Here is a 25,994-nt window from a genome sequence, read left to right as displayed (position 1 = left end):
AAAATATCATTTTTTTTAAATTATCACCATTTTGGAAAGAAAAATGGATTAAATATAAATCACCCTGCTTCGAATGCATCTGCTTCTCCATCGGCTATCGGGATATAGATTCGTTCCCACTTTCTGCCTTCTAACATTTCCCAGCTATGCCCTTCGCCCAATGTGTCTGCCGCTATCAACACTATGCCAGGTTCTAAAATAAAGGTTTCACCATTAGAAACGGTAAATCTCAACTTTCCGCTAAGGGTAATTACATATTGTCTGCGGGGAGCAGGGTGAAGCGATTTTTCTAAAGAAATATCACTGTGTGCAAAAAAGTATCTGGCATCAATATGCTTTTTGAGGGGTATTTTACCCATCTCAAACGTGCATCTGTTACCTACTGTATTTATTAGTCTGATTGCTTTTATAAAATCCATCTGATCAGCAGGTACAGGTTCCCTTTTAGTTTATAGGTTTAAAATTTTAGTTCTGTTTGTCCTTTATTTGCGATTTCTCTTTCATGCTGAAGCAGCCACTGCTTGCGCCATAACCCGCCTGCATATCCTACCAATTTACCACTGCTTCCAATCACCCGATGGCAAGGAACTACAATCGCAAGATCATTTTTCCCATTCGCTGCGGCAATCGCCCTAATTGCTAGCGGTTTGTGTGCCGAAAACTTTGCGTAGGAAGTTGTTTCTCCGAACGGAATGTTGAGCAATTTTCTCCAAACTTCTTGCTGAAAATCTGTTCCTTTCTGTTGCATCGGGAAATTAAATGCACTTAAATTACCTTTAAAGTATGCCTCCAATTGTATGGCTACATTTCTGGTGAGTTCGTTCTCCATCAACCCATCAACGTCTTTTTCTGCAAAAGTAATGGCATAGACAAAATCATCTTCAGCAAGAATGGTTATTTTCCCTATGGGCGATGAAATAAAAGATGCGTAGCTCATAATTGTTAGATAGCGGAAATAGCGTTGGATGGAATAATCTTATCAATCTTATATCCGCCTATAAGTATAATGTAATCCTCCTTGATTTTTTAATGAGTTTGTTCTTTAAAATTCAGCAGTTTAAGATCAACACAAAATTACAACAATCCAACAATTTAGTCGCTCATTATTTATCAATAAAAGTATCTTTGCGGTTATGCAATTGGCCAAAGAGGTTAAATATTTAATCCACAAGGAAGTACTGTTAGAGTGGCGTTCCAAATATACCATCAACGGCGTATTATTGTATGTAGTTTCGACCATATTTACCTGCTATTTATCATTTGTAACCATAGGCGATAAACTTACCTGGAATGCTTTATTCTGGATTATTATGCTTTTCGCTTCCATAAATGGTGTGTCTAAAAGTTTTTTGCAAGAAACTAAAGGTCAGCAATTATACAGTTATATTTTGGCAAGTCCAGCGGCAATTTTAATAGCCAAAACGGTTTATAATACGCTGCTCATGGTTGTTTTAACTACTATCGCATTAGGTTTTTATGCTATGGTGTTTGATACTTTTACCCCGCCAGATATGCTGCTGTATTATGTTGCAGTGGTGCTTGGAAGCATCAGCTTTTCGACTGTATTTACAATGGTTTCGGCCATTGCTAGTAAAGCTGGGAACGGTGGAATGTTGATGGCTATCTTAAGCTTTCCCATAATTATTCCCGTATTAATATTGTTGATAAAATTGGCAAAAAATGCGGTCGATGGGCTACCATGGGAGAATAGCTATGATGAAATTGCGATGATTTTAGTGGTGAATGTATTAACCGTTGCTACCTCATTATTGTTATTTCCTTACCTTTGGCGAGATTAAAATAATATCTCAAAATGTCTTTTACAGTTAAACTGCCTGATCTAAATAAAAATATATGAATAAAACTTGGTGGAAAATTTTAGGCTCTGTTTTGGTTATATACACCGCCATTGCTGGTTTGTTGCTTGGCGTACCGCGGTTACCGATTTTAAATGAGTCTATCCGTAATTTGTATTTCCACGTACCCATGTGGTTTGCCATGATTGTTTTGTTCTCAATTTCTGTTTTTTACAGCATTAAATCTTTAAGTTCTAAAAGTGAAATTGATGATTTAAAGGCGGTAGAAAGTGTAAATGCAGGTATCATCTTCGGCCTTTTAGGTTTGGTAACCGGAGCCATTTGGGCCAAATATACCTGGGGTCAGTTTTGGAGTTTCGACCCCAAACAGAATTTTGCAGCAATTTCTGTACTGCTGTATTTTGCCTATTTAATTCTTCGCAATGCGATAGATGAAGAACAAAAAAGGGCGAAAATTTCGGCCATTTACAACATCTTTGCTTTCCCGATGATGGTGGTATTACTTTTCGTTTTACCTCGCTTAAAAGATTCATTACACCCGGGTAACGGTGGTAACCCTGGTTTTAATAGTTACGATTTAGATAGCCGAATGCGGATGGTTTTTTATCCGGCCTGTTTAGGTTGGATATTAATTGGCTATTGGATTTACACCATCCGCTTTAGAATCCGTTCCATTGAAAACAAACAACAAGCTAACTAAAAACTATACAAGCTGAAAACACACATCTATTCGATTAAAGCTTGTTTATATAAAGACACCTATAAAATGAAAAAGATACTCTTCTTCCTGATATTCATACTTACATCAGTTCAGTTATTTGCACAAGATAATGGTGTAGAAATGGCCGATAAGTTGCGTAGCGATGGCAAAATTTATGTTGTTGTAACTTGTATTGTGATAATTCTGCTGGGTTTGCTCGCCTACCTTTTTACTATCGATAAAAGATTAAAAAAAATCGAGAGAGAAAAGTAGTACCAAAATCTTAGTTTAAGTTGTTTAAAGCTGTTTTTTAAAACAAAATGCATTGGTGTTTGCTTTACACTAAGTATTTTTCCATTTGGATATATGCGTTTTTTTTAGGCAATTTTGCGGCATACTTAATTCATAAAAATAAAAAATGGCTAATCTAGCAGACGAGAACAAGTTTTTTGCTGATGTATGCAAGAACTTTGACAGTGCGGCTCAATTTACCAATCATCCAGAAGGTTTATTGAACCAGATTAAAGCGTGTAATAGTGTTTACCGTTTCCAATTTCCAATTCGTCGTGGAAACGGTTTCGAAGTAATTGATGCATGGCGTGTAGAGCACTCCCATCACATGAGCCCAACAAAAGGCGGTATTCGTTACAGCGAGATGGTAAATGAAGACGAGGTAATGGCGCTTGCGGCATTAATGACTTATAAATGTGCCATTGTTAACGTACCTTTCGGTGGTGCAAAAGGTGGTATTAAAATCAACACCAAACAATATAGCGTAGCAGAATTAGAAACGATTACTCGTCGTTATACTACAGAATTAATTAAGAAAAACTTTATCGGTCCTGGTATAGATGTTCCTGCACCAGATTATGGGTCAGGCGAACGGGAAATGAGCTGGATTGCAGATACCTATATGACTATGAATCCGGGTCAGTTAGATGCTTTAGGTTGCGTAACGGGTAAACCAATTGCCCTACATGGTATCCGCGGGCGTAAAGAAGCAACCGGTCGTGGCGTGGCGTACGCCGTTCGCGAATGCGTTTCAGTTGCAGAAGATATGCACAAAATTGGCTTAACAGCTGGTTTAGATGGAAAAAGAGTGATTGTTCAGGGCTTAGGTAACGTGGGTTACCATTCTGCAAAATTCTTGGCCGAGTTTGGCGCAACCATCGTTGGTTTGTGCGAATATGAAGGTGCTATCTACAATGCAAATGGTTTAAATGTAGATGAAGTATTTGCACATCGCAAAAATACTGGTTCTATTTTAGGTTTTCCTGGCGCAAAAGATTTTAAAAATTCAATGGAAGGATTAGAGCAAGAATGCGATATCCTGGTTCCAGCGGCTTTAGAAAATCAATTCACAGAACTTAATATCCGCAACATTAAAGCAAAAATTATTGCCGAAGGTGCTAACGGACCAACTACACCAGAAGCAGAAGCCATTTTCACCGAGATGGGCGGCATCATTATCCCAGACATGTATTGCAATGCAGGTGGTGTAACCGTTTCCTATTTCGAATGGTTAAAAAACCTTTCACACGTGGCTTTCGGTCGTATGGAAAATCGTTATGCGGCTAACTCTAATGCTAACTTAATCAATACGTTAGAAAATTTAACTGGGAAAACCATTCTTCCAGAGCACCGCCTAATGATTGTTAAAGGCGCCTCAGAAATTGAACTCGTAAACTCGGGTTTAGAAGATACCATGATTCATTCATACCACGAGATTCGTGAAACCAGAATGCAAAAGCCTGGTACGCAAACCTTAAGAACTGCAGCTTTTGTAAACTCAATCGATAAAATTGCCGTTTCTTATATGACATTGGGCGTTTGGCCATAGTCTGCGTTACAAAAGGCAACTTATTATAAAATTTCAAATCCTTGCAGATATATCATTTGCAAGGATTTTTTTGTTTTGGAAATGTACGGTTCTTGCGGTTGTAGGGTAGGGCCGGTCCCGCTATTGTTTCAATCTTTTGCGAACGCTGCTGCCTTGTTCGGGGTATGCTGCTCCAAAAGTATTTTCACGCTATCGGGTTTAGGCACAAAGGTTGGTACATCATCCCAGATCTCAGCTCATAATTCAGATAGTTTCGGTTTTATACCTTAACTCGTACTGCTCCATATCATTTCACCAAGAATATCCCATTCCTAAATTATTAATCACTTAATTGTCAATATAAAGACAAGATAATTGTTAATGAATGCTTGCTTAGCCTATTTTTCTATCTTTGTTGCCAGCTTTTACAACGATACACAACATGAAAAAAAGTGCCATAATTGGTTTAATAACCATAGCCATTTCGGTAGGGATCTTATTTAGCTTAAATGCCAACACCGATACTTATTCTAATTTTAAAGAGGCAGCAAGCTCCAATAAAGAAGAGCATGTAATGGGTTATTGGGAGAAATCTAAAGGCATGTATTACGATGCACAAAAAGATGCCAACCATTTTGCTTTTCATATGAAAGATGAGAAAGGAGAAGTTAAAGAAGTTGTTTACAGTGGAACAAAGCCTCAGGATTTCGAAAAATCTGAGAAATTAGTTTTAATTGGGAAGATGGATGGTGATAAATTCTATGCATCAAAAATATTAATGAAGTGTCCATCTAAATATAACGATAATCTGGTTGAAGTTAATCAGGATGGAAAAGTAGATACGGTAGGGAAGTACGGCGAGAAAAAATACAACTAATTTAATGGATATTCAATTTATAGGAGAAAGCCTTTTGCCGGGTAAAATCGGGCAGTTTTTTATTGTACTGGCGTTTAGTGCATCATTGCTTTCAACCATTGCGTATTTTTATGCCAGTCGCGAGAAAAATTTAGCAGATAAATCTTGGCAGAATCTCGGTCGAATTGGATTTTTAATAAACTTCGCATCAATAATAGGAATTGGTGTAACCCTTTTTTATTTGGTGCTAGGCCATTATAATGAGTACAATTATGTTTACTCACACTCATCTAAACAGCTTCCCGTTTATTACATTATTTCTGCTTTTTGGGAAGGCCAGGAAGGCAGTTTTTGGCTTTGGGCATTTTGGCAATCTTTTTTAGGAACACTTCTAATCTGGAAAGCCAAAACATGGGAGCGCCCAGTGCTCACAGTTGTTGCGTTTTCGCAGGTTTTTTTAACCTCTATGCTTTTGGGGGTAGAAATCTTTGGCGAACGTATTGGTAGCTCTCCATTTATCTTGCTTCGAGATGCGGTTGATTTAAAATCGCAGGCGCCAGTCGTGTTTGCAAATCCAGAAAATTACAAAAACTATCTTAAGTTTATTACCGATGGTAAAGGCTTAAATCCTCTTTTACAAAACTACTGGATGGTTATTCACCCGCCAACCTTATTTTTAGGTTTTGCAAGTATGGTCGTTCCTTTTGCCTACGGCATTGCTGCCTTGTGGCAAAAGCGTTATAAAGAATGGATCAAACCCGCCATGCCATGGACACTTTTTGCGGTGATGGTTTTAGGTACAGGTATCATCATGGGTTCTTTCTGGGCGTATGAAGCATTAAATTTCGGTGGTTTTTGGGCCTGGGACCCGGTAGAAAATGCATCGCTTATCCCTTGGTTAACATTAATCGGTGCCGTACATGTAATGATAGCTTATAAAAATACCGGTCATGCGTATTTTACTGCCATTGCTCTTGTATTCCTAAGTTTTTTATTGGTTCTATATGCTTCGTTTTTAACAAGGAGCGGCATTCTGGGTGATACTTCCGTGCACTCGTTTACTGATATGGGCATGTTTGGCCATTTGGTTTTGTACAATGTAGTATTTGCCGTACTCGCAATTGTGTTGATAGTGTTGCGTTGGAAAGAATTGCCCATCACCACAAAAGATGAAGAAACCTATTCTCGTGAATTTTGGATGTTTATTGGTGCACTGGTGGTTACCATTGCCTGCATACAAGTTATCTTCTCTACGTCCGTGCCGGTTTTTAACAAAGCATTTGGCACTAATTTTACGCCTCCAATTGATGCGATTAAATACTACAACCAGTGGCAAGCGCCGTTTGCGGTTTTAATTACGTTAATTTCTGGTTTCTCGCAATACCTTAAATACAAACGCACCGATCCTCGCAAATTCTACAGCAGCTTGGTTTCTGTTATTCTATTTTCACTGGTATTAACTGCCGGGTTGGTTTGGGTGGCAGATATATATACTAATACGATGTATATCTTAATCACTTTCAGCTGCTTGTTTGCGGTATTATCTAATGCGGCAATCCTGTATCAAGCTTTCGGTGGTAAAGTTAAACTGGCAGGTTCTGCTATTGCCCACATCGGTTTTGCATTTCTAATATTGGGTGCTTTAATCTCGGCAGCTACCAATAAGCCACTTTCTATCAATCGCAATAATTTTATCCCTGTTAAAGATTTCGAAAAAACCGAGAAACCAAGAGAGAACATTATGCTGTATAAGAATGAGCCAAAACAAATGGGCAAGTACACGGTAACTTATGTTAGCGATACAACCGAAGCGCCCAATACGATTTATACGCTTAACTTTAAGGTTTTAGATAAAGAGGGCAAGGTTAAGGAAGATTTTAACTTACACCCGCATGTGCAGGATAATGAGAAGATGGGTTTAATTGCATCTCCAGATACAAAACACTATCTTACCTATGACGTTTATACGCACATTACGAGTGCGGCCATTAAGCAAGCTTCTCATGATGATCATGAAGGGCACTCTGATGATGAAAACTACAAAGCTCCTCGGATTATTAAAGTTGCGGTTGGTGATACCATCCATACATCTAGTGGCATTGTAACGGTTAAGGCACTTAACAGTAAGCCTGTTGCAAAGGATTTAGTGTTGGCTCAAGGAGATTACGCTGTCGGTTTGCCATTGGAGATTAACTCTGCCGGAAAAATTTACAATGCAGAACCAATGTTTTTAATCAAAGGGAACAATACTTTCGACTTTGCACGTAAGGTTGAAGGCTTGGATTTAAAGTTTCGTTTTACCAAGGTTTTACCTGATGAAAAAAAGGTCGAACTCCAGATTTTTGAGAAGCCGCAACAAGCTAAAGACTGGGTAGTATTTAAAGCAATTGAGTTTCCTTTCATCAATTTATATTGGGCGGGCACAGTGGTAATGGTTATTGGTTTCTTATTCTCAATCTTCAGACGACGGAAAGAGGCTAAAATAGCGTAGAGATGAAGATTGTACTGCTCGGATCTGGGAATGTTGCTACACAGCTTGCCTATGCTTTAAAAGATAAAGGACAAGAAATTATCCAGGTTTACAGTTTTCAGCTTGCTCATGCAAAAGCTTTAGCAAGTGTTATTAATTGCGAAGCGGTAGATAACCTTGGCAACATAACACCTGATGCCGACCTATATATTATAGCGGTAAAAGATGATGCCATTTCCGATGTTGCTTCAAAGCTTGGAGCCGTTAAAGGCTTGGTTGTACATACATCTGGCACCACAGACATCAGCATACTTGCGCAGCATGTTAAACTGGCTGGTGTTTTCTACCCATTGCAAACTTTTTCGAAGGCAAAACCCGTTTCTTTTGCAGAGATACCAATATGTATAGAAGCTACCGATGAGGTGCAATTGGTTAAATTACAGGAATTTGCTAGAGAATTATCTTCCCTTGTATATTCGCTAGATGGCGAGAAGAGGCGAATATTGCATCTATCTGCAGTATTTGCCTGCAATTTCACCAATCATTTATACGCGTTGGCGAACCAACTATTAATTAAAAATAGTTTAGATTTTGAAATCATTAGGCCTTTAATTGCTGAAACAGCTAACAAAGTAATGAATAGTTCTCCACAAGATGTACAAACGGGTCCGGCTGCCAGGGAAGATGAGCGTACCATAAAAAGGCATTTAGGCATGTTAAATGATTTGCCTGAGTTACAACACATTTACCAAACTTTAACCGAAAGCATAAAATTAACGCTGAAGTAGCGTATTTACCGCTTTTGCTTATTACTTTTGCAAAATAATTATGAGCATTTTTAAATTAAAAATAAATTTCGAAGAGGCAGATCACCAATCGGTAGAACTTCCTATTGCTGCGGGAGAATCTGTTTTAGACGTTTGTTTAGACAATGGAATTGATTTGCAACACAATTGCGGTGGCGTATGTGGCTGTAGTACATGCCATGTTTACGTAACCCAAGGGATGGATAATATAGCCGAGATTTCTGATAAAGAAGAAGATTTTATAGATAGGGCTGTTCGTCCGCGAATTACTTCTCGTTTGGGCTGCCAGTGCGTTGTAATAAACGGCGATATAGAAGTAACAATACCAGATCAGTCTGGATTTATGGGGCACTAAGCCATTCATTTTCTGAGATTATCTGCACTCCGCTTAAACTAAACGTTACAATTACAAGAAATTTAAAAAAAACCGATAACATGAATAACGATAAATTTGATTTGCCTTTTTATTGGAATGACTATGAAGACATTGCCATTTCTCTTTACGAGAAATTTGGAGATGAATTTGGCGAGAATAAAATTTACCGCATAAGATTTACTGATTTACTAGAGTGGGTACTTACGTTACCTAATTTTAAAGGAACCAGGGAAGAGAGTAACGAAGGTCACTTAGAGCAAATTCAGTCGGCATGGGTTTATGAGTGGAGAGACAACCAAGACTAATAGAACAATTAGCCATAACCAATAAATATTACCTGTTTAACCTGCTACATATGTTTTTTCAAAAGCTTAAAGGCATTACCACTTTTATTTTTGATGTAGATGGGGTTCTTACAGATGGAACTGTTCAGGTAACAGATAGCGGGCAATCATTGCGGACTTTCAATATCAAAGATGGCTACGCATTGCAATTGGCCGTTAAACATCATTATAATGTTTGCATCATTTCTGGAGGAGATGGTGTAGCCATGGGTAAACGCTTTGAAAATCTTGGCGTTCAAGATGTTTTTTTAGGTGCTGGTGATAAGGTTGAAATATTCAATCAGTATTTGCTGGATAAGCAAATCTCTGCTGAGGGGGTGCTTTATATGGGCGATGATATTCCGGATTTAAATGTGATGAAGCTTGTCGGTTTACCAACCTGCCCGGCTGATGCAGTAGAGGAAATCAAAGCAATTTCTCAGTTCGTATCTCCTTATGGCGGTGGCAAAGGTGCTGTTAGAGACATTATGGAGAAGGTGATGAAAATTCAACATAAGTGGATGGATGCCCAACCTAATGCTTCCGATTCTGGAAAATAAACACAACAAAAATATTTTCTTTTTGCAACAGCGAAGTTACATTTTTGGATTAAACTTTGCCCTTGTGCCGCACTCCAATAAGTCTAAATTTCAAAACAAAAAGACATGAAAAAATTAATGATGATTTGTGCACTGTTATTCTCGGTGGTAACTTTTGCAAATGCGCAGCAAGGTGGCGGACCAGGTAGAGGTGGCATGATGATGAAACCTGAGGATAGGGTTAAGCAAATGGATGAAAAATTAAAGCTTAGCGACGACCAAAAGACCAAACTAACAGCAGTTTTTACTGAACAGGCTGATGCCATGAAAAAGATGCGTGAAGAGAACCAAGGTGGCGACAGGGATGCAATGAGAGAAAAAATGCAAAAATTTCGTACAGATGGTGAGACTAAAATTAGTGCGCTATTAACAGAAGATCAGAAAAAAATGTATAAAACCTGGCAAGATGAGCAGCGTGCAGAAATGCAAAAACGTATGCAAGAGCGCCAAGGTGGTGGAAACAACTAGTTAAACCATATTTTAACATACAAAAGCGGCTTTTAAGCCGCTTTTGTTATTTTAGCAGTTTACAAAACCTTATGCTAAAACACTTATCAATTGTACTTGCTTCAAAGTCGCCCCGTAGGCAAGAATTATTATCCCTTATGGGCTTAAATTTTAAAGTAGAACTTAAAGACGTAGACGAAAGTTATCCGGAGGGTTTAAGTCCGGCAGAAATTGCCGTATTTATTTCCGAAAAGAAAGCAAAGGCTTTCACATCAGATAATGAGATTGTAATTACCGCTGATACTATCGTAGCCTTGAATGGTGAGATTTTAGGAAAACCCATCGATCGAGCGGATGCACAACGCATGCTAGGTAAACTTTCGGGTAACAAACATGAGGTTTATACGGGTGTAACAATCGTTAGCGGTAATCAAATAAAATCGTTCTACGATAAGACGATTGTATACTGCAAAACGGTTTCGGCAACCGAGATTGATTTCTATATCGATAATTACAAACCATTTGACAAGGCAGGTAGTTATGGCGTACAGGATTGGTGGGGTCTTGCGGTGGTACAAAGAATTGAAGGGTCTTATACCAATGTGATGGGCCTGCCAACTGAAAAATTATATCAGGAATTGCTAAGTTTTGCTTAGGATAGCATTTCTATAAAGTTGCTTAAACTACCAATGCGGTACAGGTTATCATAATCCAAACGGGCAAAGCAGGGGCTACGATTGCAGCTTTTATGGAATTTGTAAGGAAGTTTCATCATGTTAGAAAATACACACTGATGAAAGATTCGCCTATCAACGTACGCATCGAAGAACCCTGCATGCAAAATTGGGATGAGATGGAAACCAAAGATAATTTTAATTTTTGTACGGCATGCAGCAAGAATGTAATTGACTTTACTGGATATACAAATGCCGAAATTATTTCAGTTCTAGCCAGTTCGGGTTCTTCAGTGTGTGGACGGCTGACGGAAATGCAACTAAACCAACTTAACTATTACCTCATTGTTAAACCCGCTAATAAGAATTGGATGAAATACCTTGGCGTTTTAGCCATAGGGGCTAGCCTTTTTACCCAGGATGCGCAGGCTGCCAAACTTAAACCAGAAACAGTTTTTGTAGATACGATTAATAGAAACATTGTTGATAATAACCCTAAAAGCGTAACGAAACTGACAGGAATGGTGCTGGATAGTAATGGAACAACAGTTCCTGGGATTTTAGTGATTGTTGAAAACACCAAATACGCTGCTACTACAGATGGAAATGGTTGCTATACCATCTATTTAAAAAAGGCAGCTGATCTGCAAGGAAAAATTTTAAAGGTAAAAAGCCTACGCTATTCGGCTAGCACGATTATCGATCTTAAGCATGAAAAACAGGCAGAATTGCGGTTGAAAGATGAACCAATGATTATGGGTAAGATTGCCTTCACGCCAAGGTAGGGTGTTTAGAAGGAAATTGCCAAAACCCCCATTTTTAAATCGTATGTTGATAATTTAAGGCGATTTATTTTCAATCTGCCCAGGATATAGTTTGTGATGAGGGCCGCGATTACGATAAGATCTACCCGAAGCGGAATGATGCCTGGCATTTCTACCCGTTGTTGATGCGTAGCATTGATGATTTTGATGGACATGTCGATGTAATCATCGAAATTAAAAACGTATGATTTCACTTCACCAATATTTATAGTTTGGTTTTTAGTTGATGTAACAAGTTGGGCAAAGGTTTCGAATGCACCCGCCGAACCGATAAGTGCCGTAGGTTGCTGGACTTCGCATACCTCAAATAGATCTTGCAATTCGCCTTGTAAATGGGCGAGAATGGCTTGCTTATCGTAATCTGATATCGGATCAGAATGAAAAAATCGTTGCATCAGCCGAGCTGCGCCAATGTTATAGCTCTTTTTCCAAATTAAATTTGCACTGTCACATAGAATGAATTCTACACTTCCACCTCCGATATCCATGATCAATGATGTTTCTGAAATGCTTCCGCTTAGCTTTACACCTTCGTAAATGAGGCTTGCTTCATCATCGCCACTTATTACTTTAATTTCAATATTTGCTTCAGCCTTCGCTGCCGATACAAAGACGTTACCGTTTTTGGCGCTTCGTACAGCCGAGGTAGCTGTCGCCTTTACCTGATCTACCTTATAAGATAAAATGGTTTGGTTAAAAGTTTTAAGACATTCTATTCCGCGTTGCATTGCTTCAGGAATGATAATATTATCGTTTAACCTTCCTTCTCCTAACTTTACCGGGACATTAGTTTTATATAGTACTTCGAAGTTTTTATTTGCAATTTCGGCTATTAACAGGTGAAAAGTATTGGTGCCGAGGTCGATAATGGCAATGCGCATATTTTTAGGCTTTTTGCAATTTTACCCTACATAGTTGTAGAGACAGGTGTATTTAAACTGGATTGCAGCGGCATCGCCCGATTTTTCATCGGGCATACAGCGGAAAGCCAGAGGTACATTAAGTTTTGTAGTTGATTGCTTTCCAAAAAAATCAGACGAGATTTCTCAAGGCATCGAAAATGCTCTCGAAAAAAGTGGAGATATTTAGGCCGGCACTGTGATTGAAGTAAACAAAAATTAAGAAAGCTATAACAATGAAAATGATTAGTTTCCTGAATGCGAAGGCCAGTATGACTAAAACAATTGGAATGATAAATAACCACAAACTGTTGATGGTGTATGGGTTTAAATCGCTTTCTTTTTTATACACGTAAACTAGTTTGCTATGCGTGCCGAAATCGTTTTGGTGTTTGATGTAGACGAATGTTGATTTGGCAATGGGTAGGGGCAATACCGCTATTCCATCGTTAAACTTAAGTACTTGGGTAAAGCCACTAACGCTAAAAGTGTAGCTGCCATTAATGTTTTCGTTTGGAACATTTAGCGAATCTGCGGCAATTATGGCAAGTTTATTATTTTTTAAGAGGTTTTCTTTGACTAGAAAATTGTTTATGGCTGCATTTTGAGCATAACCTATTAAACTAATTAAACAACATGTAAGTAATAGGAAGATTCGTTTCATTCGATTGAACGTTTATTGTAAATTAAATAACCGATGTGCAATAATACACCATTTCTTTTTACTGCATCGTTATATAAATTATAACTTAAGCTAACGGGGCCGAGTGGGCTATGGTAAACCAAGCCCGCGGTTGCTGCGTAGCGGATTTTTGAGATTGCTTTCGCATAGCTAACATCTTGGAAATTATTTAGTTCGAATTCTTTATGGGGAAGGAATAAATAGCCTTCTAGCCTGAAGTCGAGATTTTTTTTCACGTTATAGATATTTTTGATGCCTCCCGCAGCATAAGTTGTTGCCCTGAATTTATCTAAAAATAGCGAACGGCTATCTTGAAGCGGATAAAATGCCGGCGCAACTAAGAGGGTTGAATAATAGTTATAAAATAGGGGCTGATTAGAGAAAACACCTTCGACGATGTAGCCTAGGGTATATTTGCGGAGGTGCAGAAAATAATTCTCCTGGGTTAATTTAATACTACCCCAATGCTGCAACCGACTGGCAGCAGGAACCCTTGTGAAACCAGGGTTATTTCGAAAAATATTGCCCGGGTTATAATTCTCTCTGCCAGTGGTATAATTGAAACTTAATGAAAAACTCTGCCCTTTGCTAGCATATTGCTTGCGATTTAATGAGTTCTTTTCGAGATTTAATGATCCTCGAAAGCCATTGAATATGGTTTGGTCAAGCAGATCGCCAACGGCAAAGGTGTTATTTGGGCTATACCGATCGTTATTATTGATAAAGGTGGCATGCATAACAATTTTAGTGTTATAGTTTAATGGAACACCCATCATTAAATCTATTTTCCGATCAGATTGTTCGATGTAAATTGGGCGTGGGTTTTCAATAAAGATTTGGCTGGTGTTGTAGAAATTCCAATGATTATAGGTGAGTTCTCCTGCTAAAAACAGTGGAAGTTTTGTAGGATAATCTATGCGGCCATTTATTTGCACCGATTCGTAGAACCGACCGGAATAGAAGCTTGTACCAAATGTATATGCTTTTCTGTTGAGGTAATTGTATTCTGCACCGAGGAAAACATTACTGACAGGCCTGGTAGAAATATTGCCACCAAGCTCGAGCTTAATGCTTTTTTTAGGTTGCGCCACCACTTCGAATGTGTAACTGTCTGTAAGCGGCTGGTAAGAAATTTTGGGATATACAGTTTCGAAGGTTTGATCGGCTACGAGTTTGTAATACCCTCTTTTAATATCTTCCAGGTTAAATGAAGGTTTATCGCTTTTAAAGAGGCGCTCTACATATTTTTTCTGTTGCTCGTTAACGCCCGAAACGGTGACGGTGCTGAAATTTAAATCTGGTTTTTTGGCGTTAAATGCCGCTCTTTTCTTGGCTAGCTCTTCGGTACTTACCCTTCGCTTGATTAGTTCTTTAATTCTTGGCATATCTGCCATGGTTGCCTCATAGCCTTTTTTTATCAAATCTTCGACAGGGGCAAAATTGGTAACGCTATAATCTTTCACATCTGGTTGAATGTAAACCCCGTTCTTCCCCAACATGGTAGAGTCTGATTTGGAAAGAAACATGTACACCAAAAAGCGATTCATGAGGCGGTCGTCGGTACTCTTAGGGTACTCGTTATAAATTTTAGACGAAACATTTGCGCCAATCATATAGTCTGGACGGAACTCCCTTTCCATTACATCTGCCGGGAAGTTGTTGTATAGACCGCCATCGAATACGTATTGGCCATCGAGTTTTATAGGTCGGTAGATGATGGGTACTGTCATTGTTGCCCGAACGGCTTCTGCCAGGCTGCCTTTGCTTACCGTAATGCTTTTTTGCGATAAAACATCTGCCACCATACAGCGGTAGGGTACAAAAAGGTTATTGAAGTTGTCTTTTGATACGGCCGAGGCCTGCGAAAAAAGCTCGAGGAATGCGAAGTTTAAAGGAATATCGTTGATGAGGTTAGACCTGAAACTAAAATGAAAACCAGTATCTACTGCAACTTTTGCAGCCAACATTGATGCATTTGGCGCATTTTTCTGAAAATAGTAGGTATAATCGCTGGTGTAGCGGCCATTTACCCAATTTTGAAAATCGCTGCTGGTTGCTATTTTTTCGATCTCGGTGGGAGCGTAGCCTGCGGCATACATGGCGCCAACAATCCCTCCCATAGAAGTTCCGGTAATGTAATCGATAGGGATATGATTCTCTTCAAGCGCTTTTAATGTACCAATATGGGCTAAGCCTTTGGCGCCTCCCCCACTAAAAACCAATCCAACCTTTTGCGCACTAACTTGTACGCAGCAAAAGACGAAAAGTATCAGCAAATATTTTTGAAGCATTACCACTCTTCTAAAATAAGCTTTTATTTTAAAATTAATTCAAAGTGAGTATGTTATATGTTAAAATGGATGCAAAACTCACCCATAAAATATATGGAATGAACAATAATCCTGCTACTTTATCTACCTTATAAAACATTGCCGCGTTTACAATAATCACTGCCAGCATAATCAGCATTTCTGCCAGCGCAAAATCAATTTCATGCAGATAGAAAAAAATGAAAGACCAAGCCAAATTCAGAATTAATTGAATAAGGTATATAGCTACCGTTCTGGGGAAATGGGTAATGGTGTCTCGTTTTGTCCAAACCAGGTAGGCCGCTATACCTATTAAAATGTAGAGTGTTGTCCACACCGGGCCAAACAACCAATCTGGCGGATTGAAGCCCGGCTTATTTAAATCTTTATACCATGTTTTTACTGAGGTAGAAGTAGCCCACCCCCCTGCAGCACCAATGCTTAAAGTGAGTAAAATATTTACAATTAATGCCAGTGGCCTAAATTTCATAGCGTTATTATAACTTTTCAATTATCTCCCTATTCCAGGCACTATCGGTAAGCTTTCATTGTCTTCTGCACCAACACTTTGAACAGCAAATAGATAATTGTCTTTACTATAAGGAATTTTTAATTCGGTTGCTGTTGTGTAGAATTTTTTTTCCCAAACGGGGCTACTTGTTTCCCTCATTAAAACATAATAACCTTTAGCCTTGCCATTTAAGGGTGCTTTCCAATACAAGAAGCTAGCGTTACTTAAATTTTTTACATCTATTTTTACTTCTGTTGGCGAAGCAGGTCCTTTAGCCAAATTGGCCAATACAGCAATATTTACAGCTGTGTTTTTTCTTAAATATTCGAAATCCATGAACTCTTGCAAATCTCCATATCTAATGCCGTTTTCGGTTCTAAGATCTTGATGCTGATGATCGAAATTTTCGTTCATTTCAGTGATTCTAACTGCAGTGAAACCGTTTTCGACGAATGGAGTATGATCGCCACCGCGTAAAAAGCGATCGTTCCTGTAGATCAGTTTAACTTCCAACTGGTCTACATAGCGTTCGCCAACCTCTTTAACGTAGCGTGCCAATTGCCTGCTTCTTCCATCGTTTTCCAGTCCAAACTGCCTGATATTTTTTGCATTTTTTTCCAGTTCGTAACTCGGCAAACCTTCGCTAAACACCCGCAATCTGGTATTGTCTATAATCTGGGTTTCGCTGCTGTTGTTGCTGCCAATCATATCATTGTTTAGCATGGCATCGATGTTCCAACCTTCTTTTTTTGCTTTGCCAGCCATGAAACCGGAGCCCAATAGAGATTGTTCTTCACCACTAACTGCAACAAAAATGATAGTAGCACCAAATTTGTATTTGCTCATAATTCTTGCTGCCTCTATAACACCTGCCACGCCACTACCATCATCATTGGCGCCTGGTGCGTCGCTTGTCCTATTCATTACATCGGTTACCCTGCTATCGAGATGTCCGCTTACTACATATACTCGCTTATCATTGGGGTCGGTACCTTTTAAAATAGCTACAGCGTTGCCCAACAAAGTAGGTTGATCAACACGCCTGCCATCGGGTTTAAAGGTTGTGGTATCCAAAAATGCCGATAGGCGTCCATCGCTTTGTTTTGCAAACTGGGTAAATTTACTTACTACCCAAGTTCTGGCTGCTCCAATACCTTTAGTTTTACTTTTGATATCGCTTAAAGTGTTTCGCGTACCAAAAGCTACCATTTTTGAGATATAAGATTTGAGGGAATCTTGATTTACTGCCTTGACCATAAGGTCGATTTCCTGATGGCGGTTAACAGTAGTTTGGGCCTGGCTTCCAAAAGTCAAAGCCGAGCATATTAATAAGGCGTAAGTTTTTTTCATCTATAACAAGCAAAATTATTTAGCTAATATATCGATTGGTTGATGAATCTGACGACTAAATGGTAAATCAGCTTGTAAAATGATTGATTGATATCTGAGATGGTGCTGCAAAAACAGTGCTTGCGAGGATAAGAAGCAATTCACTTAAATTCACACTCATATACCTGGCATGGTTGTATCAAAAAAAAACATACAGCGTTTTGTTTTCCCAATTACCGGGTTTTCGCCGTATGTTTTTTAATTTTGGCAAATTAAACTATTGCTGAACTTTTATTTCAGTCCTCCTGTTTAAGATTCTTCCTTCTTCGTTATTGTTTGTGCTGATGGGTTCTTTCTCGCCATGACCGATGATTGTGAAGTTCGAAGCATTGAACCCAGCATTTACAAAATACGATTTCACGGCATTTGCACGATCGACAGATAGAGACATATTATGCTCTGGTGAGCCTTCAGCAGAAGAATGTCCGTGTAACTCAAATTTCGTAGTGGGTGCCTTTTTCATTTCTGTAACCGCTTTATCCAAAATTGAAAAAGACGAGGTTTTCAGCACGAATGAATTGAATTCAAACTGAATATTATCCAGGTTGAAGTTTGGCTTCTCTACCGGAGCAGGTTTTTCTGGTGCTTCTTCTGGCACTGGTGCAGGTTTCTTTTCTTCAACCGGCGGTGCTGGTTTTGATACTGGTGCGGGTGCAGGTTTTGCAACCATTTTCTTGGTTTTGCAAGAATAAATAGAGAGTGAGCACAGTACGATAAAGGTGGGTAAAAGAAGTTTTTTAACGATGTTCATGTTTAAAATTGATTTATGGTTAATTGTGTGTTCGCTTCAAACATACAAAAATCTGATTACAGCTATAACGATTCTTTTGGGTATAACTTATATGCGTGGCCAATTCCTTTAGGGAAAGATTGTTTTCAAGGCAAAACAAATTGTATAATAATGTAGGATTTCGAAAACCAAGGTTAAACTTTTAGCGTATATGATTTTAACGAAACGATTTACCTATGAAAGACGTAACTATTGCTGCATTATTAGGCGGCCCAGAAATGATTATTCTTGCCATTGCCATACTATTATTGTTTGGCGGAAAGAAAATTCCTGAATTAATGAAAGGTTTAGGAAAAGGAATTAAAGAATTTAAACAGGGCCAGGAAGGCGAACCAGTACCAGTGAAAGCTGAAGAAAAAGTAGTTTAAGTCGCTTTAGACTTTCTACTACTGCTTATTGAGAGAAAATTAGGTTAGAATTTAATAAATGAGGCCGCATTCCTTTTAGGTTTGCGGTTTTCTTTTTTTTAAGTACACGGAGCCAACATCGAGCAGGATGTAAGACCACGGTTGAATGTGAGACCACAATTCGCAGCGTTTTTACTCGGCCTTCAACCATTTTAGGTTTTCACCAAATACAGATAGCCTTATTCGGTATGGATTTTTCTCTTAAAGTTTTGCGGTGTATCTCCGTAGAACTTCTTGAATACACGGCTAAAATAATTGGGATCAGCGTAACCGCAATAAAAGGCAACTTCGTTTATCGGCATGTTATTTCCAAGCATAATTGCAGCTTTTTTCAGTCGATATTCATTCAAAAGTTCAGACGCATTCTTGTCCATAACTCTCTTTAGGTTCAGGTGCAATGATGTTCGGCTGGTGTTCAATTCGGCAGCAATGTCTTCGACACTTAATGTTGGATTGCCGAAGCCTTTTTCCAGCACCCGGCTGATGTTTGAGAGAAATTCCTGATCCTTGTTGTTGCTTGGTAAATTATTAGAAATGAGTGTTGCAGAACCGATGACATGCTCTCGCAGTTTAACCCTGGAATTAATCATATTTGAGATTAATAACTCAAATTCTTTAAGATTAAAGGGCTTGGCAATGTACGCGTCGGCCCCAACATCGAGTCCATCTAGCCTGGTTGCTTCCCCATTGCTATCAGATAGCAGTATGAAAGGGATGTAGTTGTATTGCTTATTTGTTTTTAGTTTTCTACATAGCTCAATGCCATCCATTTTTGGCATTTTAACATCACTAACAATAACATCTGGAGGGGTCTTGCCTATTTTTCTCAATGCAATATCTCCGTTAGTTGCAGTTATTACTTCATATGCTCTAGAGAAATGGTTAGACAGGAAAGTGAGCAACTCCCTATTATCCTCAACTATAAGTAGCTTGAACCTGTTTTTGGCATTTATCAATGGCGGTTGAGTTGTATCTATTTGAGTTCTCGCCGCATAGGTGTCAATTTTTAGCTTGTGCAATCTGTGATCGCCAATTTCTTCTAGATGTATGGAGACCGGAATGCTCAACCTCACGATGGTGCCCACCTTTAGCTGGCTCTCTATCTTAATTTCTCCATCTAAATACTTCACCAGACTATTAACCAAGGCCAGTCCTAAACCGCTATCTTGTTGGTTTACTTTATGTTTGGGCGATTTAAAGAAGGGATTAAAAATATTTTCAAGGTCGTCTGGCGACATACCATTTCCCGTATCTTTTATCATAATGTTTATTGCCTTCTGATCATTGTTTCGATCCAAAATATCCAACACCACTTCGATACTGCCATCTGTTGTATTTTTTACCGCATTTGATAGCAAATTATATAATATTTTTTCTGTTTTATCCTGATCAAAAAAACATTGCAGGTTTGGTTGTGACGATTTAAATGCTAGCGAAATGCCTTTTTTTAGCGTAATGGTGTCGAAGTTTGATACGCAATTACCAACGAACTTAACCAAATCTGCGCTCGATAAATTGATCGCATCATGGTCGGTTTCAATTTTCCTAAATTCCATTAGCTGCTGTATCAGCTTAAACAAGATAGAAGCATTGCTTTTAATATTTACTAACTCACTGCTCTTTTTAAACTCCAAACTTTTTCCATCCAAAAATTTATCGATAGAGGCGAGGATTAGGGTTAATGGCGTTTTAAATTCGTGCGATATGAAAGTGAAAAAGTTTAGCCTGTGTTGCGTAAGTTCTTTTATTTTTTCCTTCTCTATCCGTTCGAGCTTTACCTCTAACTTTTTATGCTGGAGAAATTTAACAAAGCGGGTATATATCAATATTATTAAAATGATCAAAACAAAATAAAATAGATATGCGACTTTGGTGAGGTAAAATGGAGGAGCAACAGTTATTTTCAACGTTCGTTCCGCACTAGATAGTCGGCCAGAGCCATCTATTGCCCTAACATGGAATTCATAATCGCCTGGGGAAAGGTTGGTATAAGTAACACTGATTTTATTGCCGACATTATTCCATTTACTTTCGAAACCCTTCAAAAAATACTTATAATTTGTGCTTCCTGGATTGGTATAATTAATGGCAGCATAGCTGATGGTGAATACGTTTTGGTCATAATCGAGAGAAATTTTATCAACAGCATCTATTTGTTTACTCAACACTGATGAAGTAGAAGGTGCAATACTCTTATTAAATAGTTGGAAATCGGTAAAAACCAGAGGAAATTGAGTTTGCGCTCTCCCAATAGCAGATGGGTCGAAGATGCACAACCCATTAATACTACCAAAGTACAACAGACCTTTGCTATCTTTTAAATATGACCTAAAGTTGAACTGGTTTGATGGCAAGCCAACCTTACTATCATAATTAATGAATTTTTTTGTCTTGATGTCGAGTTTCGAAATTCCGCGATTTGTGGTTAACCACATATTCCCATCACTATCTTCTAAAATTCCATATACATTGTTATTAGCCAGCCCATTTTTTATCGTCAGGTTTTTGAAGATATTTTTTGTTGGATTATAATAACTTACGCCACCATCTAATGTTCCAAACCACATATTCTTTCTGCTGTCGATGTAAACACTTATTACCTGGTTGCTTAATAACACAGGATTTGGGCCATTAGCCCGATAATTAATCAATTTATCGTTACTTGGGTCGTACCTGAAGATGCCGTTTTGACGTGTACAAAACCAAAGGTTGCCAACAGAATCTTCGATAATATCGTAAATGAACTTGTTGCCCAGAATGCCTGGTTTAAACAAGCTGAATTTTTTGTTGCTATAATTAAAAAGGTTTAATCCATTTTGGGTTCCGATCCACAACTTGCCTTTGCGATCTCTGTAAATGGAATATACCTGATCATTAGAGAGCGCATTTAAACTATTTTTACTTGTGCGATAGATGGTAGTCGTATTCGCTTTAGTATTAAATTGATGAAGCCCCCCTAAAAATGTGCCCACCCAAATATTTCCATACCCATCATCGTGTATGGCATGCACATTGTTCGTGGTTAAATGAAACGGGCGTGTATCTTTGTTAATTGGCGTAAATTTATCTCTCGTCTTATTTAAAATAGCAATGCCTCCATCTTCACTTCCAATCCAAATTCGCCCTTGTTTATCCTCCATCATTTGGCTGATGGCTTTGCCATTTAGGCTGCTTGCATTATCAGATGGCATCACACTTGTAAATCCGTTCGATTCTGAAGGAATATAATTTATTCCCCCGAAGTACGTGCCAATCCAAACTGAACCATCATTAGCAACAAAGGTAGAATAGATGGCATTATCGTTAAGTTTCTTGGGATTGAAGCCAAAAGATTGTTGATAATTTTTTACTTCACCCGACTTTAAGTTGTAAACAAAAAGTCCTTCTTCTGTGCCAATAAAAAGATGATCTTTTCCATCTCTTGCAACAGACCTTACAGTGCTGCTTTCAGGAGAGGAAGAGCCAGCAAAATAAATTTTCGTTAAAGTTTCGCTTTCCTGGTTGAAGTTAAATAATCCCCTATTGGTTGCTAACCAAATCTTACCTTCAAAATCTTTTGTAATATTAAACACAGCGGCCCCAGCCATCCTTTCGAGGGTAGATTCCCCAAAGGTTTTGATGGTGTTCCCCTCGGAATCAATAATCTCAATTGCCTCATTTATCGCTAAAAGAAACTGTCCTTTTCCAATCGGACACATCGCTGTTACAGCGGCTCCTTTCTTACTTATTCGCTTTGCATGCCCTCGGTTAATTGCGTACAACCCATCTGTTGTTCCTACAAATATCGACTTCCCCTGCGATGCTAGGCACAATACAGATTGTGATGAGGGCAACACCACAGATTTCTGGAGTTCATCAGTCTTAACATCATAATAGTAAAGTCCATCATCTGTACCTGCATAGATGGATCCATCCAGGCTGAGAAGAGCGCTAATCCTATTGGCAGAGCCACCTGGTCTCGAATCTTTTACATAATAGGTTTTAATATTGTAACTATCATATCGATTTAATCCTTCCCGGGTTGCAAACCACATCATTCCGCTTTTATCTTGCGCAATAGCATATACCGTATTATGTGAAAGTCCTTGGTTAGATGTAATCTTCCTAAACCTGATGTCTTGAGCAACTACGTACCCAGGAATCAAGATAATAAAGAGAAGAAGGATATATGGTATTCTCATCAATCGAAAGTTATTTGGTTAGCTAATTTGTTAAATAAAAATCGCATTCGTGGTTAAGCTTACACTGAAAGGCGTGTTTTGAACAAAAATCCCTATTAATTAAACGTAGGTGCTAATGAGAAATGTGGGATTGATTTAATATTGCTCAACCAAATATGAATATCTTATGAGAATTTCACAACTCAAACAAGCGACATTTTTTTTAGTACCCTTATTTATTACCACGACTGTCTTCGCTCAGAAAAATCCATCAAAAGTAAAAAAGCCAAATATCATCATCATCTTGGCAGATGACCTTGGGTATAGCGACTTGGGTTGTTACGGTGGAGAAATCAGTACTCCAAATCTGGATTGGTTGGCAAAAGGCGGTATCAAAATGACAAGTTTCTATAACGCCAGCCGCTGCTGCCCTACCAGGGCATCATTACTAACTGGCCTGTATCCTCATCAGGCGGGTATCGGCAATATGACAACGAATCAAAACCAGCCAGGGTACACGGGGAGCTTATCTGCCAATGCAGTAACCATTGCACAGGTGCTTAAACAAGATGGTTACCAAACCGGTATGGTTGGCAAATGGCATGTTTCAGAAACCAATGCTTTCCCCGATAAGCAACAGCAACTGCTTTGGCTCGACCATAAAATCCAGGACAAGGATTTTGCTGATACGCTTTCTTATCCTACACACAAGGGCTTCGATAAATTCTATGGAAATATCTGGGGTGTCGTAGATTACTTTGATCCGTTTTCACTTGTTAACGGCAGCAAGCCAGTAAAAGAAGTGCCCAAAAACTTCTATTACACCAATGTTATTGGAGACTCAACAGCTAATTACATCAATGGTTTCTCTAACAAGGCCAATCCATTTTTCCTTTACGTGGCATTTACAGCACCCCACTGGCCTTTGCAAGCGCTAGAATCTGATATAAAGAAGTATGAAAATACTTATAAAAAGGGATGGCAATATACTAGAGAACAGCGCTATAAAAGAATGATAAAAATGGGATTGCTTGATCCTAAAACGGAGGGGCTTTCGCAGTTCATGTATCCGGAAAAAGATTGGGCAAGCAACCCAGACAAAAACTGGGACTCAAGAGCCATGGCTGTTCACGCAGCAATGGTAGACTGCTTAGATCAGAATGTAGGTAAGCTGATCAAGCAATTAAGAGCTAATGGGGAGCTGGATAATACCCTCATAATGTTTCTTTCTGATAATGGTGCGAGTCCAGAGCGCCCGGAAGTTTTCGGCCCCGGTTACGATAGGTCTGGAACAACAAGATCTGGAGAGAATATTGTTTTTCCTGTCGATAAAAAGGTTCTTCCTGGGCCCCAGACTACGCATGCGGGTATAGGTCAGGAGTGGGCAAACGTATCATGTACGCCATTTAGGTATTGGAAGTCTAAGGAACACGAAGGGGGTATTGCAACACCATTCATTGCTTATTGGCCCGAAGAGATAAAGGCTGGGCAAATCAGCAATGCACCTGCCCATGTTATCGACCTTATGGCAACCTGCTTACAGGTGTCTGGGGCGAAATACCCATCTACTTTTGAAGGCAATACAATAATCAAAAACCCAGGGAAAAGCCTTTTCCCAGTTTTTGAGGGCACTGCAACCAAGGCTTCAGATAGAACGCTCTTTTGGGAGCACAATGGCGCAGCGGCGCTAAGGGTTGGTGATTGGAAAATTGTCAGAACAACAGCTAAAGAACAATGGGAGCTTTATGATTTGCATACAGACAGGTCAGAAATCCATAACCTATCTGCCGAATATCCTGAAAAAGTCCGCCAGATGACAGCGGCATGGACCAATTTGGCAGAAGAATACAAGGTATTCCCTAAGCCACAAGCAGTGAAAAATAACCATGACAACTAACCACTATATATTATGATCAAGTTACTAAACTTATTTCCTTTATTGGTAATCCTGATGTTTGGACTCTCCTGTAAGGACAAAAATGCCCTAATCACGATTAAGGAACCGGATCTGCCACAACAGCCCATTGATTACAGTTATAAAATGGGAATTAACCTAAATGAACAGGTTGATGTAACCGATTACAATGACTTAGCCGATAGCAAGACCAAATGGGTAAGGTGTTTCGTTGAGGTTATTGATGTGTATAAAGCCGGATCTTTAAATATCGATCCTAAAATTGCTGCTTATAATTTATTAAAATCCAAAGGATACAAAACAGTACTAAATCTAAAATTTGACTTCAAGCAGAATGGTTTTCCCGCAGTTAATAGCACTGAATGGAACAATTACTTAAATTTTATCCAGCCATTGCTTGCTAAAGTAATGGCAAACACTGATGTCTTAGTTGTTGGTAACGAACCTTTTATTGAGGCAGATCAGGCGAGTTGGAATGAACCATTAAACAGTTTTTATCGTGCCGCTTGTGAGAGGGCAAATAATTATTTCACTCTAAATAACATCAAAAAGCCAATGTTTTTAGGCGCCTTGGATAGGTTGGATGAGGCAAACAGGCAAAACGATCCCGGACATAATAATCTTTTGGCTTTTGTTAAGGCTACTCCATACCTTGCTGGGGTAGACATCCACAGTCACCATGCTGCGGTTGAGCTTTTAACATCAGCAATAAATTTCGCCAAAAGCAAGATCAGAGATAATCAGAAAATCCTGGTAACAGAATTTTCACTTATGCCTTACTGGAAAAGTAATAACAATGCAGCAATTTCTTCTGCATTCATCACAGCAGCAAATGCAAGTGCTACAGACCGAATTTTTACACCTCCCGCTAATGTTACTACCAATTTCCAGTATATTGATTATGCGCTTAAAAATCCTCGACCAGCGGAGGAATGGTATGCCTTCTGTAGAAATTCACCTTATATAGAAAGCAGGAAGAACTATTTGTGTGCCGCCTATAACATCCTGAAAAATGCCGGAAACGTTTACCTTTCATTTTATGCCCTCAGGCAGTCCTATCCATTAAATACCGACTTCACCGCAACAACAGATCCGTGGGTATTGAATGGGCTTTTTATGAATAGATCGGTTGAAATGCTGAATGGACGAAGCCAAAAATCCTACAGCTTTTTAGATCTCTTTCTAAAGATTGCTGTTGATGAAAATCCTTGTAACTAACCA

The 25,994-nt window shown here is 38.9% G+C and carries 25 protein-coding genes; 16 read left to right on the top strand and 9 right to left on the bottom strand.

The window, feature by feature from the left end; genetic code table 11:
* Positions 1-59: 59 nt before the first annotated feature.
* On the bottom strand, positions 60-359 hold the full coding sequence (locus OQ268_RS13120; RefSeq protein WP_265856613.1) for a cupin domain-containing protein: 300 nt from the start codon (positions 357-359) through the stop codon (positions 60-62).
* A gap of 98 nt (positions 360-457) precedes the next feature.
* Positions 458-937, bottom strand: a complete 480-nt coding sequence (locus OQ268_RS13115) for a methylated-DNA--[protein]-cysteine S-methyltransferase (protein WP_265856611.1) — start codon at positions 935-937, stop codon at positions 458-460.
* A gap of 196 nt (positions 938-1,133) precedes the next feature.
* Between OQ268_RS13115 and OQ268_RS13110 the strand changes: the two genes are divergently transcribed.
* From OQ268_RS13110 to OQ268_RS13050, 13 genes are all read left to right on the top strand, one after another.
* A complete protein-coding gene (locus tag OQ268_RS13110) occupies positions 1,134-1,799 on the top strand; it encodes a heme exporter protein CcmB (RefSeq protein ID WP_265856609.1) in 666 nt (221 codons plus the stop codon).
* Positions 1,800-1,854: 55 nt separating this feature from the next.
* On the top strand, positions 1,855-2,517 hold the full coding sequence (gene ccsA / locus OQ268_RS13105; RefSeq protein WP_265856607.1) for a cytochrome c biogenesis protein CcsA: 663 nt from the start codon (positions 1,855-1,857) through the stop codon (positions 2,515-2,517).
* Positions 2,518-2,583: 66 nt separating this feature from the next.
* Positions 2,584-2,790 carry a CcmD family protein gene (locus OQ268_RS13100; protein WP_265856606.1) on the top strand — a complete coding sequence of 69 codons (207 nt, stop codon included), beginning with the start codon at positions 2,584-2,586 and terminating at the stop codon, positions 2,788-2,790.
* Between the two features lie 145 nt (positions 2,791-2,935).
* The gene (locus tag OQ268_RS13095) at positions 2,936-4,357 is read left to right on the top strand and encodes a Glu/Leu/Phe/Val family dehydrogenase (protein WP_265856605.1); all 1,422 of its coding nucleotides are present in this window, start codon (positions 2,936-2,938) and stop codon (positions 4,355-4,357) included.
* A 421-nt stretch (positions 4,358-4,778) separates the two neighbouring features.
* The gene (locus tag OQ268_RS13090; protein ID WP_265856604.1) at positions 4,779-5,213 is read left to right on the top strand and encodes a cytochrome c maturation protein CcmE domain-containing protein; all 435 of its coding nucleotides are present in this window, start codon (positions 4,779-4,781) and stop codon (positions 5,211-5,213) included.
* 4 nt (positions 5,214-5,217) lie between these two features.
* Positions 5,218-7,683, top strand: coding sequence for a heme lyase CcmF/NrfE family subunit (locus OQ268_RS13085; RefSeq protein ID WP_265856603.1), 2,466 nt, complete (start codon positions 5,218-5,220; stop codon positions 7,681-7,683).
* 2 nt (positions 7,684-7,685) lie between these two features.
* The gene (locus OQ268_RS13080) at positions 7,686-8,450 is read left to right on the top strand and encodes a Rossmann-like and DUF2520 domain-containing protein (protein ID WP_265856602.1); all 765 of its coding nucleotides are present in this window, start codon (positions 7,686-7,688) and stop codon (positions 8,448-8,450) included.
* A gap of 40 nt (positions 8,451-8,490) precedes the next feature.
* Complete coding sequence (locus tag OQ268_RS13075) at positions 8,491-8,823, top strand: 2Fe-2S iron-sulfur cluster-binding protein (RefSeq protein WP_265856601.1); 333 nt, start codon at positions 8,491-8,493, stop codon at positions 8,821-8,823.
* Between the two features lie 80 nt (positions 8,824-8,903).
* Entirely contained in the window at positions 8,904-9,149 is a 246-nt protein-coding gene (iscX, locus tag OQ268_RS13070) for a Fe-S cluster assembly protein IscX (protein ID WP_265856600.1), read from the top strand.
* Positions 9,150-9,199: 50 nt separating this feature from the next.
* On the top strand, positions 9,200-9,727 hold the full coding sequence (locus tag OQ268_RS13065) for a KdsC family phosphatase (protein ID WP_265856599.1): 528 nt from the start codon (positions 9,200-9,202) through the stop codon (positions 9,725-9,727).
* A 105-nt stretch (positions 9,728-9,832) separates the two neighbouring features.
* Entirely contained in the window at positions 9,833-10,234 is a 402-nt protein-coding gene (locus OQ268_RS13060) for a hypothetical protein (protein WP_265856598.1), read from the top strand.
* A gap of 71 nt (positions 10,235-10,305) precedes the next feature.
* Complete coding sequence (locus OQ268_RS13055; protein ID WP_265856597.1) at positions 10,306-10,869, top strand: Maf family protein; 564 nt, start codon at positions 10,306-10,308, stop codon at positions 10,867-10,869.
* A 137-nt stretch (positions 10,870-11,006) separates the two neighbouring features.
* Positions 11,007-11,672, top strand: a complete 666-nt coding sequence (locus OQ268_RS13050) for a carboxypeptidase-like regulatory domain-containing protein (protein WP_265856596.1) — start codon at positions 11,007-11,009, stop codon at positions 11,670-11,672.
* A 5-nt stretch (positions 11,673-11,677) separates the two neighbouring features.
* Here OQ268_RS13050 and OQ268_RS13045 read toward each other — a convergent pair whose 3' ends face one another.
* The 6 genes from OQ268_RS13045 to OQ268_RS13020 all read right to left on the bottom strand — a co-directional run bounded on the left by OQ268_RS13045 (position 11,678) and on the right by OQ268_RS13020 (position 18,252).
* Complete coding sequence (locus OQ268_RS13045) at positions 11,678-12,592, bottom strand: Ppx/GppA phosphatase family protein (protein ID WP_265856595.1); 915 nt, start codon at positions 12,590-12,592, stop codon at positions 11,678-11,680.
* Positions 12,593-12,743: 151 nt separating this feature from the next.
* On the bottom strand, positions 12,744-13,274 hold the full coding sequence (locus OQ268_RS13040) for a hypothetical protein (protein ID WP_265856594.1): 531 nt from the start codon (positions 13,272-13,274) through the stop codon (positions 12,744-12,746).
* Complete coding sequence (locus tag OQ268_RS13035) at positions 13,271-15,583, bottom strand: patatin-like phospholipase family protein (protein WP_265856593.1); 2,313 nt, start codon at positions 15,581-15,583, stop codon at positions 13,271-13,273. The genes OQ268_RS13040 and OQ268_RS13035 overlap by 4 nt, the downstream gene beginning before the upstream one ends.
* A gap of 34 nt (positions 15,584-15,617) precedes the next feature.
* Positions 15,618-16,091 carry a TspO/MBR family protein gene (locus tag OQ268_RS13030; protein WP_265856592.1) on the bottom strand — a complete coding sequence of 158 codons (474 nt, stop codon included), beginning with the start codon at positions 16,089-16,091 and terminating at the stop codon, positions 15,618-15,620.
* Between the two features lie 21 nt (positions 16,092-16,112).
* Positions 16,113-17,462, bottom strand: a complete 1,350-nt coding sequence (locus OQ268_RS13025) for a M20/M25/M40 family metallo-hydrolase (RefSeq protein ID WP_265856591.1) — start codon at positions 17,460-17,462, stop codon at positions 16,113-16,115.
* Positions 17,463-17,718: 256 nt separating this feature from the next.
* On the bottom strand, positions 17,719-18,252 hold the full coding sequence (locus OQ268_RS13020; protein ID WP_265856590.1) for an OmpA family protein: 534 nt from the start codon (positions 18,250-18,252) through the stop codon (positions 17,719-17,721).
* Positions 18,253-18,467: 215 nt separating this feature from the next.
* Between OQ268_RS13020 and tatA the strand changes: the two genes are divergently transcribed.
* Positions 18,468-18,659, top strand: coding sequence for a twin-arginine translocase TatA/TatE family subunit (tatA, locus tag OQ268_RS13015; RefSeq protein WP_265856589.1), 192 nt, complete (start codon positions 18,468-18,470; stop codon positions 18,657-18,659).
* A 218-nt stretch (positions 18,660-18,877) separates the two neighbouring features.
* On the opposite strand, the gene OQ268_RS13010 is transcribed toward tatA, so the two are convergent.
* On the bottom strand, positions 18,878-22,879 hold the full coding sequence (locus OQ268_RS13010) for a hybrid sensor histidine kinase/response regulator transcription factor (protein WP_265856588.1): 4,002 nt from the start codon (positions 22,877-22,879) through the stop codon (positions 18,878-18,880).
* A gap of 166 nt (positions 22,880-23,045) precedes the next feature.
* Here OQ268_RS13010 and OQ268_RS13005 point away from each other — a divergent pair, with 166 nt between their 5' ends.
* Both OQ268_RS13005 and OQ268_RS13000 read left to right on the top strand, forming a co-directional pair.
* The gene (locus OQ268_RS13005) at positions 23,046-24,755 is read left to right on the top strand and encodes an arylsulfatase (RefSeq protein WP_265856587.1); all 1,710 of its coding nucleotides are present in this window, start codon (positions 23,046-23,048) and stop codon (positions 24,753-24,755) included.
* A 12-nt stretch (positions 24,756-24,767) separates the two neighbouring features.
* Positions 24,768-25,991, top strand: coding sequence for a hypothetical protein (locus OQ268_RS13000; protein ID WP_265856586.1), 1,224 nt, complete (start codon positions 24,768-24,770; stop codon positions 25,989-25,991).
* The last annotated feature ends 3 nt before the right edge of the window (positions 25,992-25,994 follow it).

This window comes from Pedobacter sandarakinus (assembly GCF_026240095.1).
GTDB classification, from domain to species: domain Bacteria; phylum Bacteroidota; class Bacteroidia; order Sphingobacteriales; family Sphingobacteriaceae; genus Pedobacter; species Pedobacter sandarakinus.
Note: the sequence above shows the minus strand (reverse complement) of the source record. Positions and strands in the feature narration are given on the sequence as shown.

Coding starts and splice junctions, on each gene's coding strand:
- OQ268_RS13120 (WP_265856613.1), bottom strand. CDS start 359: ATGGGTAAAATACCCCTCAAAAAGCATATTGATGCCAGATACTTTTTT.
- OQ268_RS13115 (WP_265856611.1), bottom strand. CDS start 937: ATGAGCTACGCATCTTTTATTTCATCGCCCATAGGGAAAATAACCATT.
- OQ268_RS13110 (WP_265856609.1), top strand. CDS start 1,134: ATGCAATTGGCCAAAGAGGTTAAATATTTAATCCACAAGGAAGTACTG.
- ccsA (WP_265856607.1), top strand. CDS start 1,855: ATGAATAAAACTTGGTGGAAAATTTTAGGCTCTGTTTTGGTTATATAC.
- OQ268_RS13100 (WP_265856606.1), top strand. CDS start 2,584: ATGAAAAAGATACTCTTCTTCCTGATATTCATACTTACATCAGTTCAG.
- OQ268_RS13095 (WP_265856605.1), top strand. CDS start 2,936: ATGGCTAATCTAGCAGACGAGAACAAGTTTTTTGCTGATGTATGCAAG.
- OQ268_RS13090 (WP_265856604.1), top strand. CDS start 4,779: ATGAAAAAAAGTGCCATAATTGGTTTAATAACCATAGCCATTTCGGTA.
- OQ268_RS13085 (WP_265856603.1), top strand. CDS start 5,218: ATGGATATTCAATTTATAGGAGAAAGCCTTTTGCCGGGTAAAATCGGG.
- OQ268_RS13080 (WP_265856602.1), top strand. CDS start 7,686: ATGAAGATTGTACTGCTCGGATCTGGGAATGTTGCTACACAGCTTGCC.
- OQ268_RS13075 (WP_265856601.1), top strand. CDS start 8,491: ATGAGCATTTTTAAATTAAAAATAAATTTCGAAGAGGCAGATCACCAA.
- iscX (WP_265856600.1), top strand. CDS start 8,904: ATGAATAACGATAAATTTGATTTGCCTTTTTATTGGAATGACTATGAA.
- OQ268_RS13065 (WP_265856599.1), top strand. CDS start 9,200: ATGTTTTTTCAAAAGCTTAAAGGCATTACCACTTTTATTTTTGATGTA.
- OQ268_RS13060 (WP_265856598.1), top strand. CDS start 9,833: ATGAAAAAATTAATGATGATTTGTGCACTGTTATTCTCGGTGGTAACT.
- OQ268_RS13055 (WP_265856597.1), top strand. CDS start 10,306: ATGCTAAAACACTTATCAATTGTACTTGCTTCAAAGTCGCCCCGTAGG.
- OQ268_RS13050 (WP_265856596.1), top strand. CDS start 11,007: ATGAAAGATTCGCCTATCAACGTACGCATCGAAGAACCCTGCATGCAA.
- OQ268_RS13045 (WP_265856595.1), bottom strand. CDS start 12,592: ATGCGCATTGCCATTATCGACCTCGGCACCAATACTTTTCACCTGTTA.
- OQ268_RS13040 (WP_265856594.1), bottom strand. CDS start 13,274: ATGAAACGAATCTTCCTATTACTTACATGTTGTTTAATTAGTTTAATA.
- OQ268_RS13035 (WP_265856593.1), bottom strand. CDS start 15,583: ATGCTTCAAAAATATTTGCTGATACTTTTCGTCTTTTGCTGCGTACAA.
- OQ268_RS13030 (WP_265856592.1), bottom strand. CDS start 16,091: ATGAAATTTAGGCCACTGGCATTAATTGTAAATATTTTACTCACTTTA.
- OQ268_RS13025 (WP_265856591.1), bottom strand. CDS start 17,462: ATGAAAAAAACTTACGCCTTATTAATATGCTCGGCTTTGACTTTTGGA.
- OQ268_RS13020 (WP_265856590.1), bottom strand. CDS start 18,252: ATGAACATCGTTAAAAAACTTCTTTTACCCACCTTTATCGTACTGTGC.
- tatA (WP_265856589.1), top strand. CDS start 18,468: ATGAAAGACGTAACTATTGCTGCATTATTAGGCGGCCCAGAAATGATT.
- OQ268_RS13010 (WP_265856588.1), bottom strand. CDS start 22,879: ATGAGAATACCATATATCCTTCTTCTCTTTATTATCTTGATTCCTGGG.
- OQ268_RS13005 (WP_265856587.1), top strand. CDS start 23,046: ATGAGAATTTCACAACTCAAACAAGCGACATTTTTTTTAGTACCCTTA.
- OQ268_RS13000 (WP_265856586.1), top strand. CDS start 24,768: ATGATCAAGTTACTAAACTTATTTCCTTTATTGGTAATCCTGATGTTT.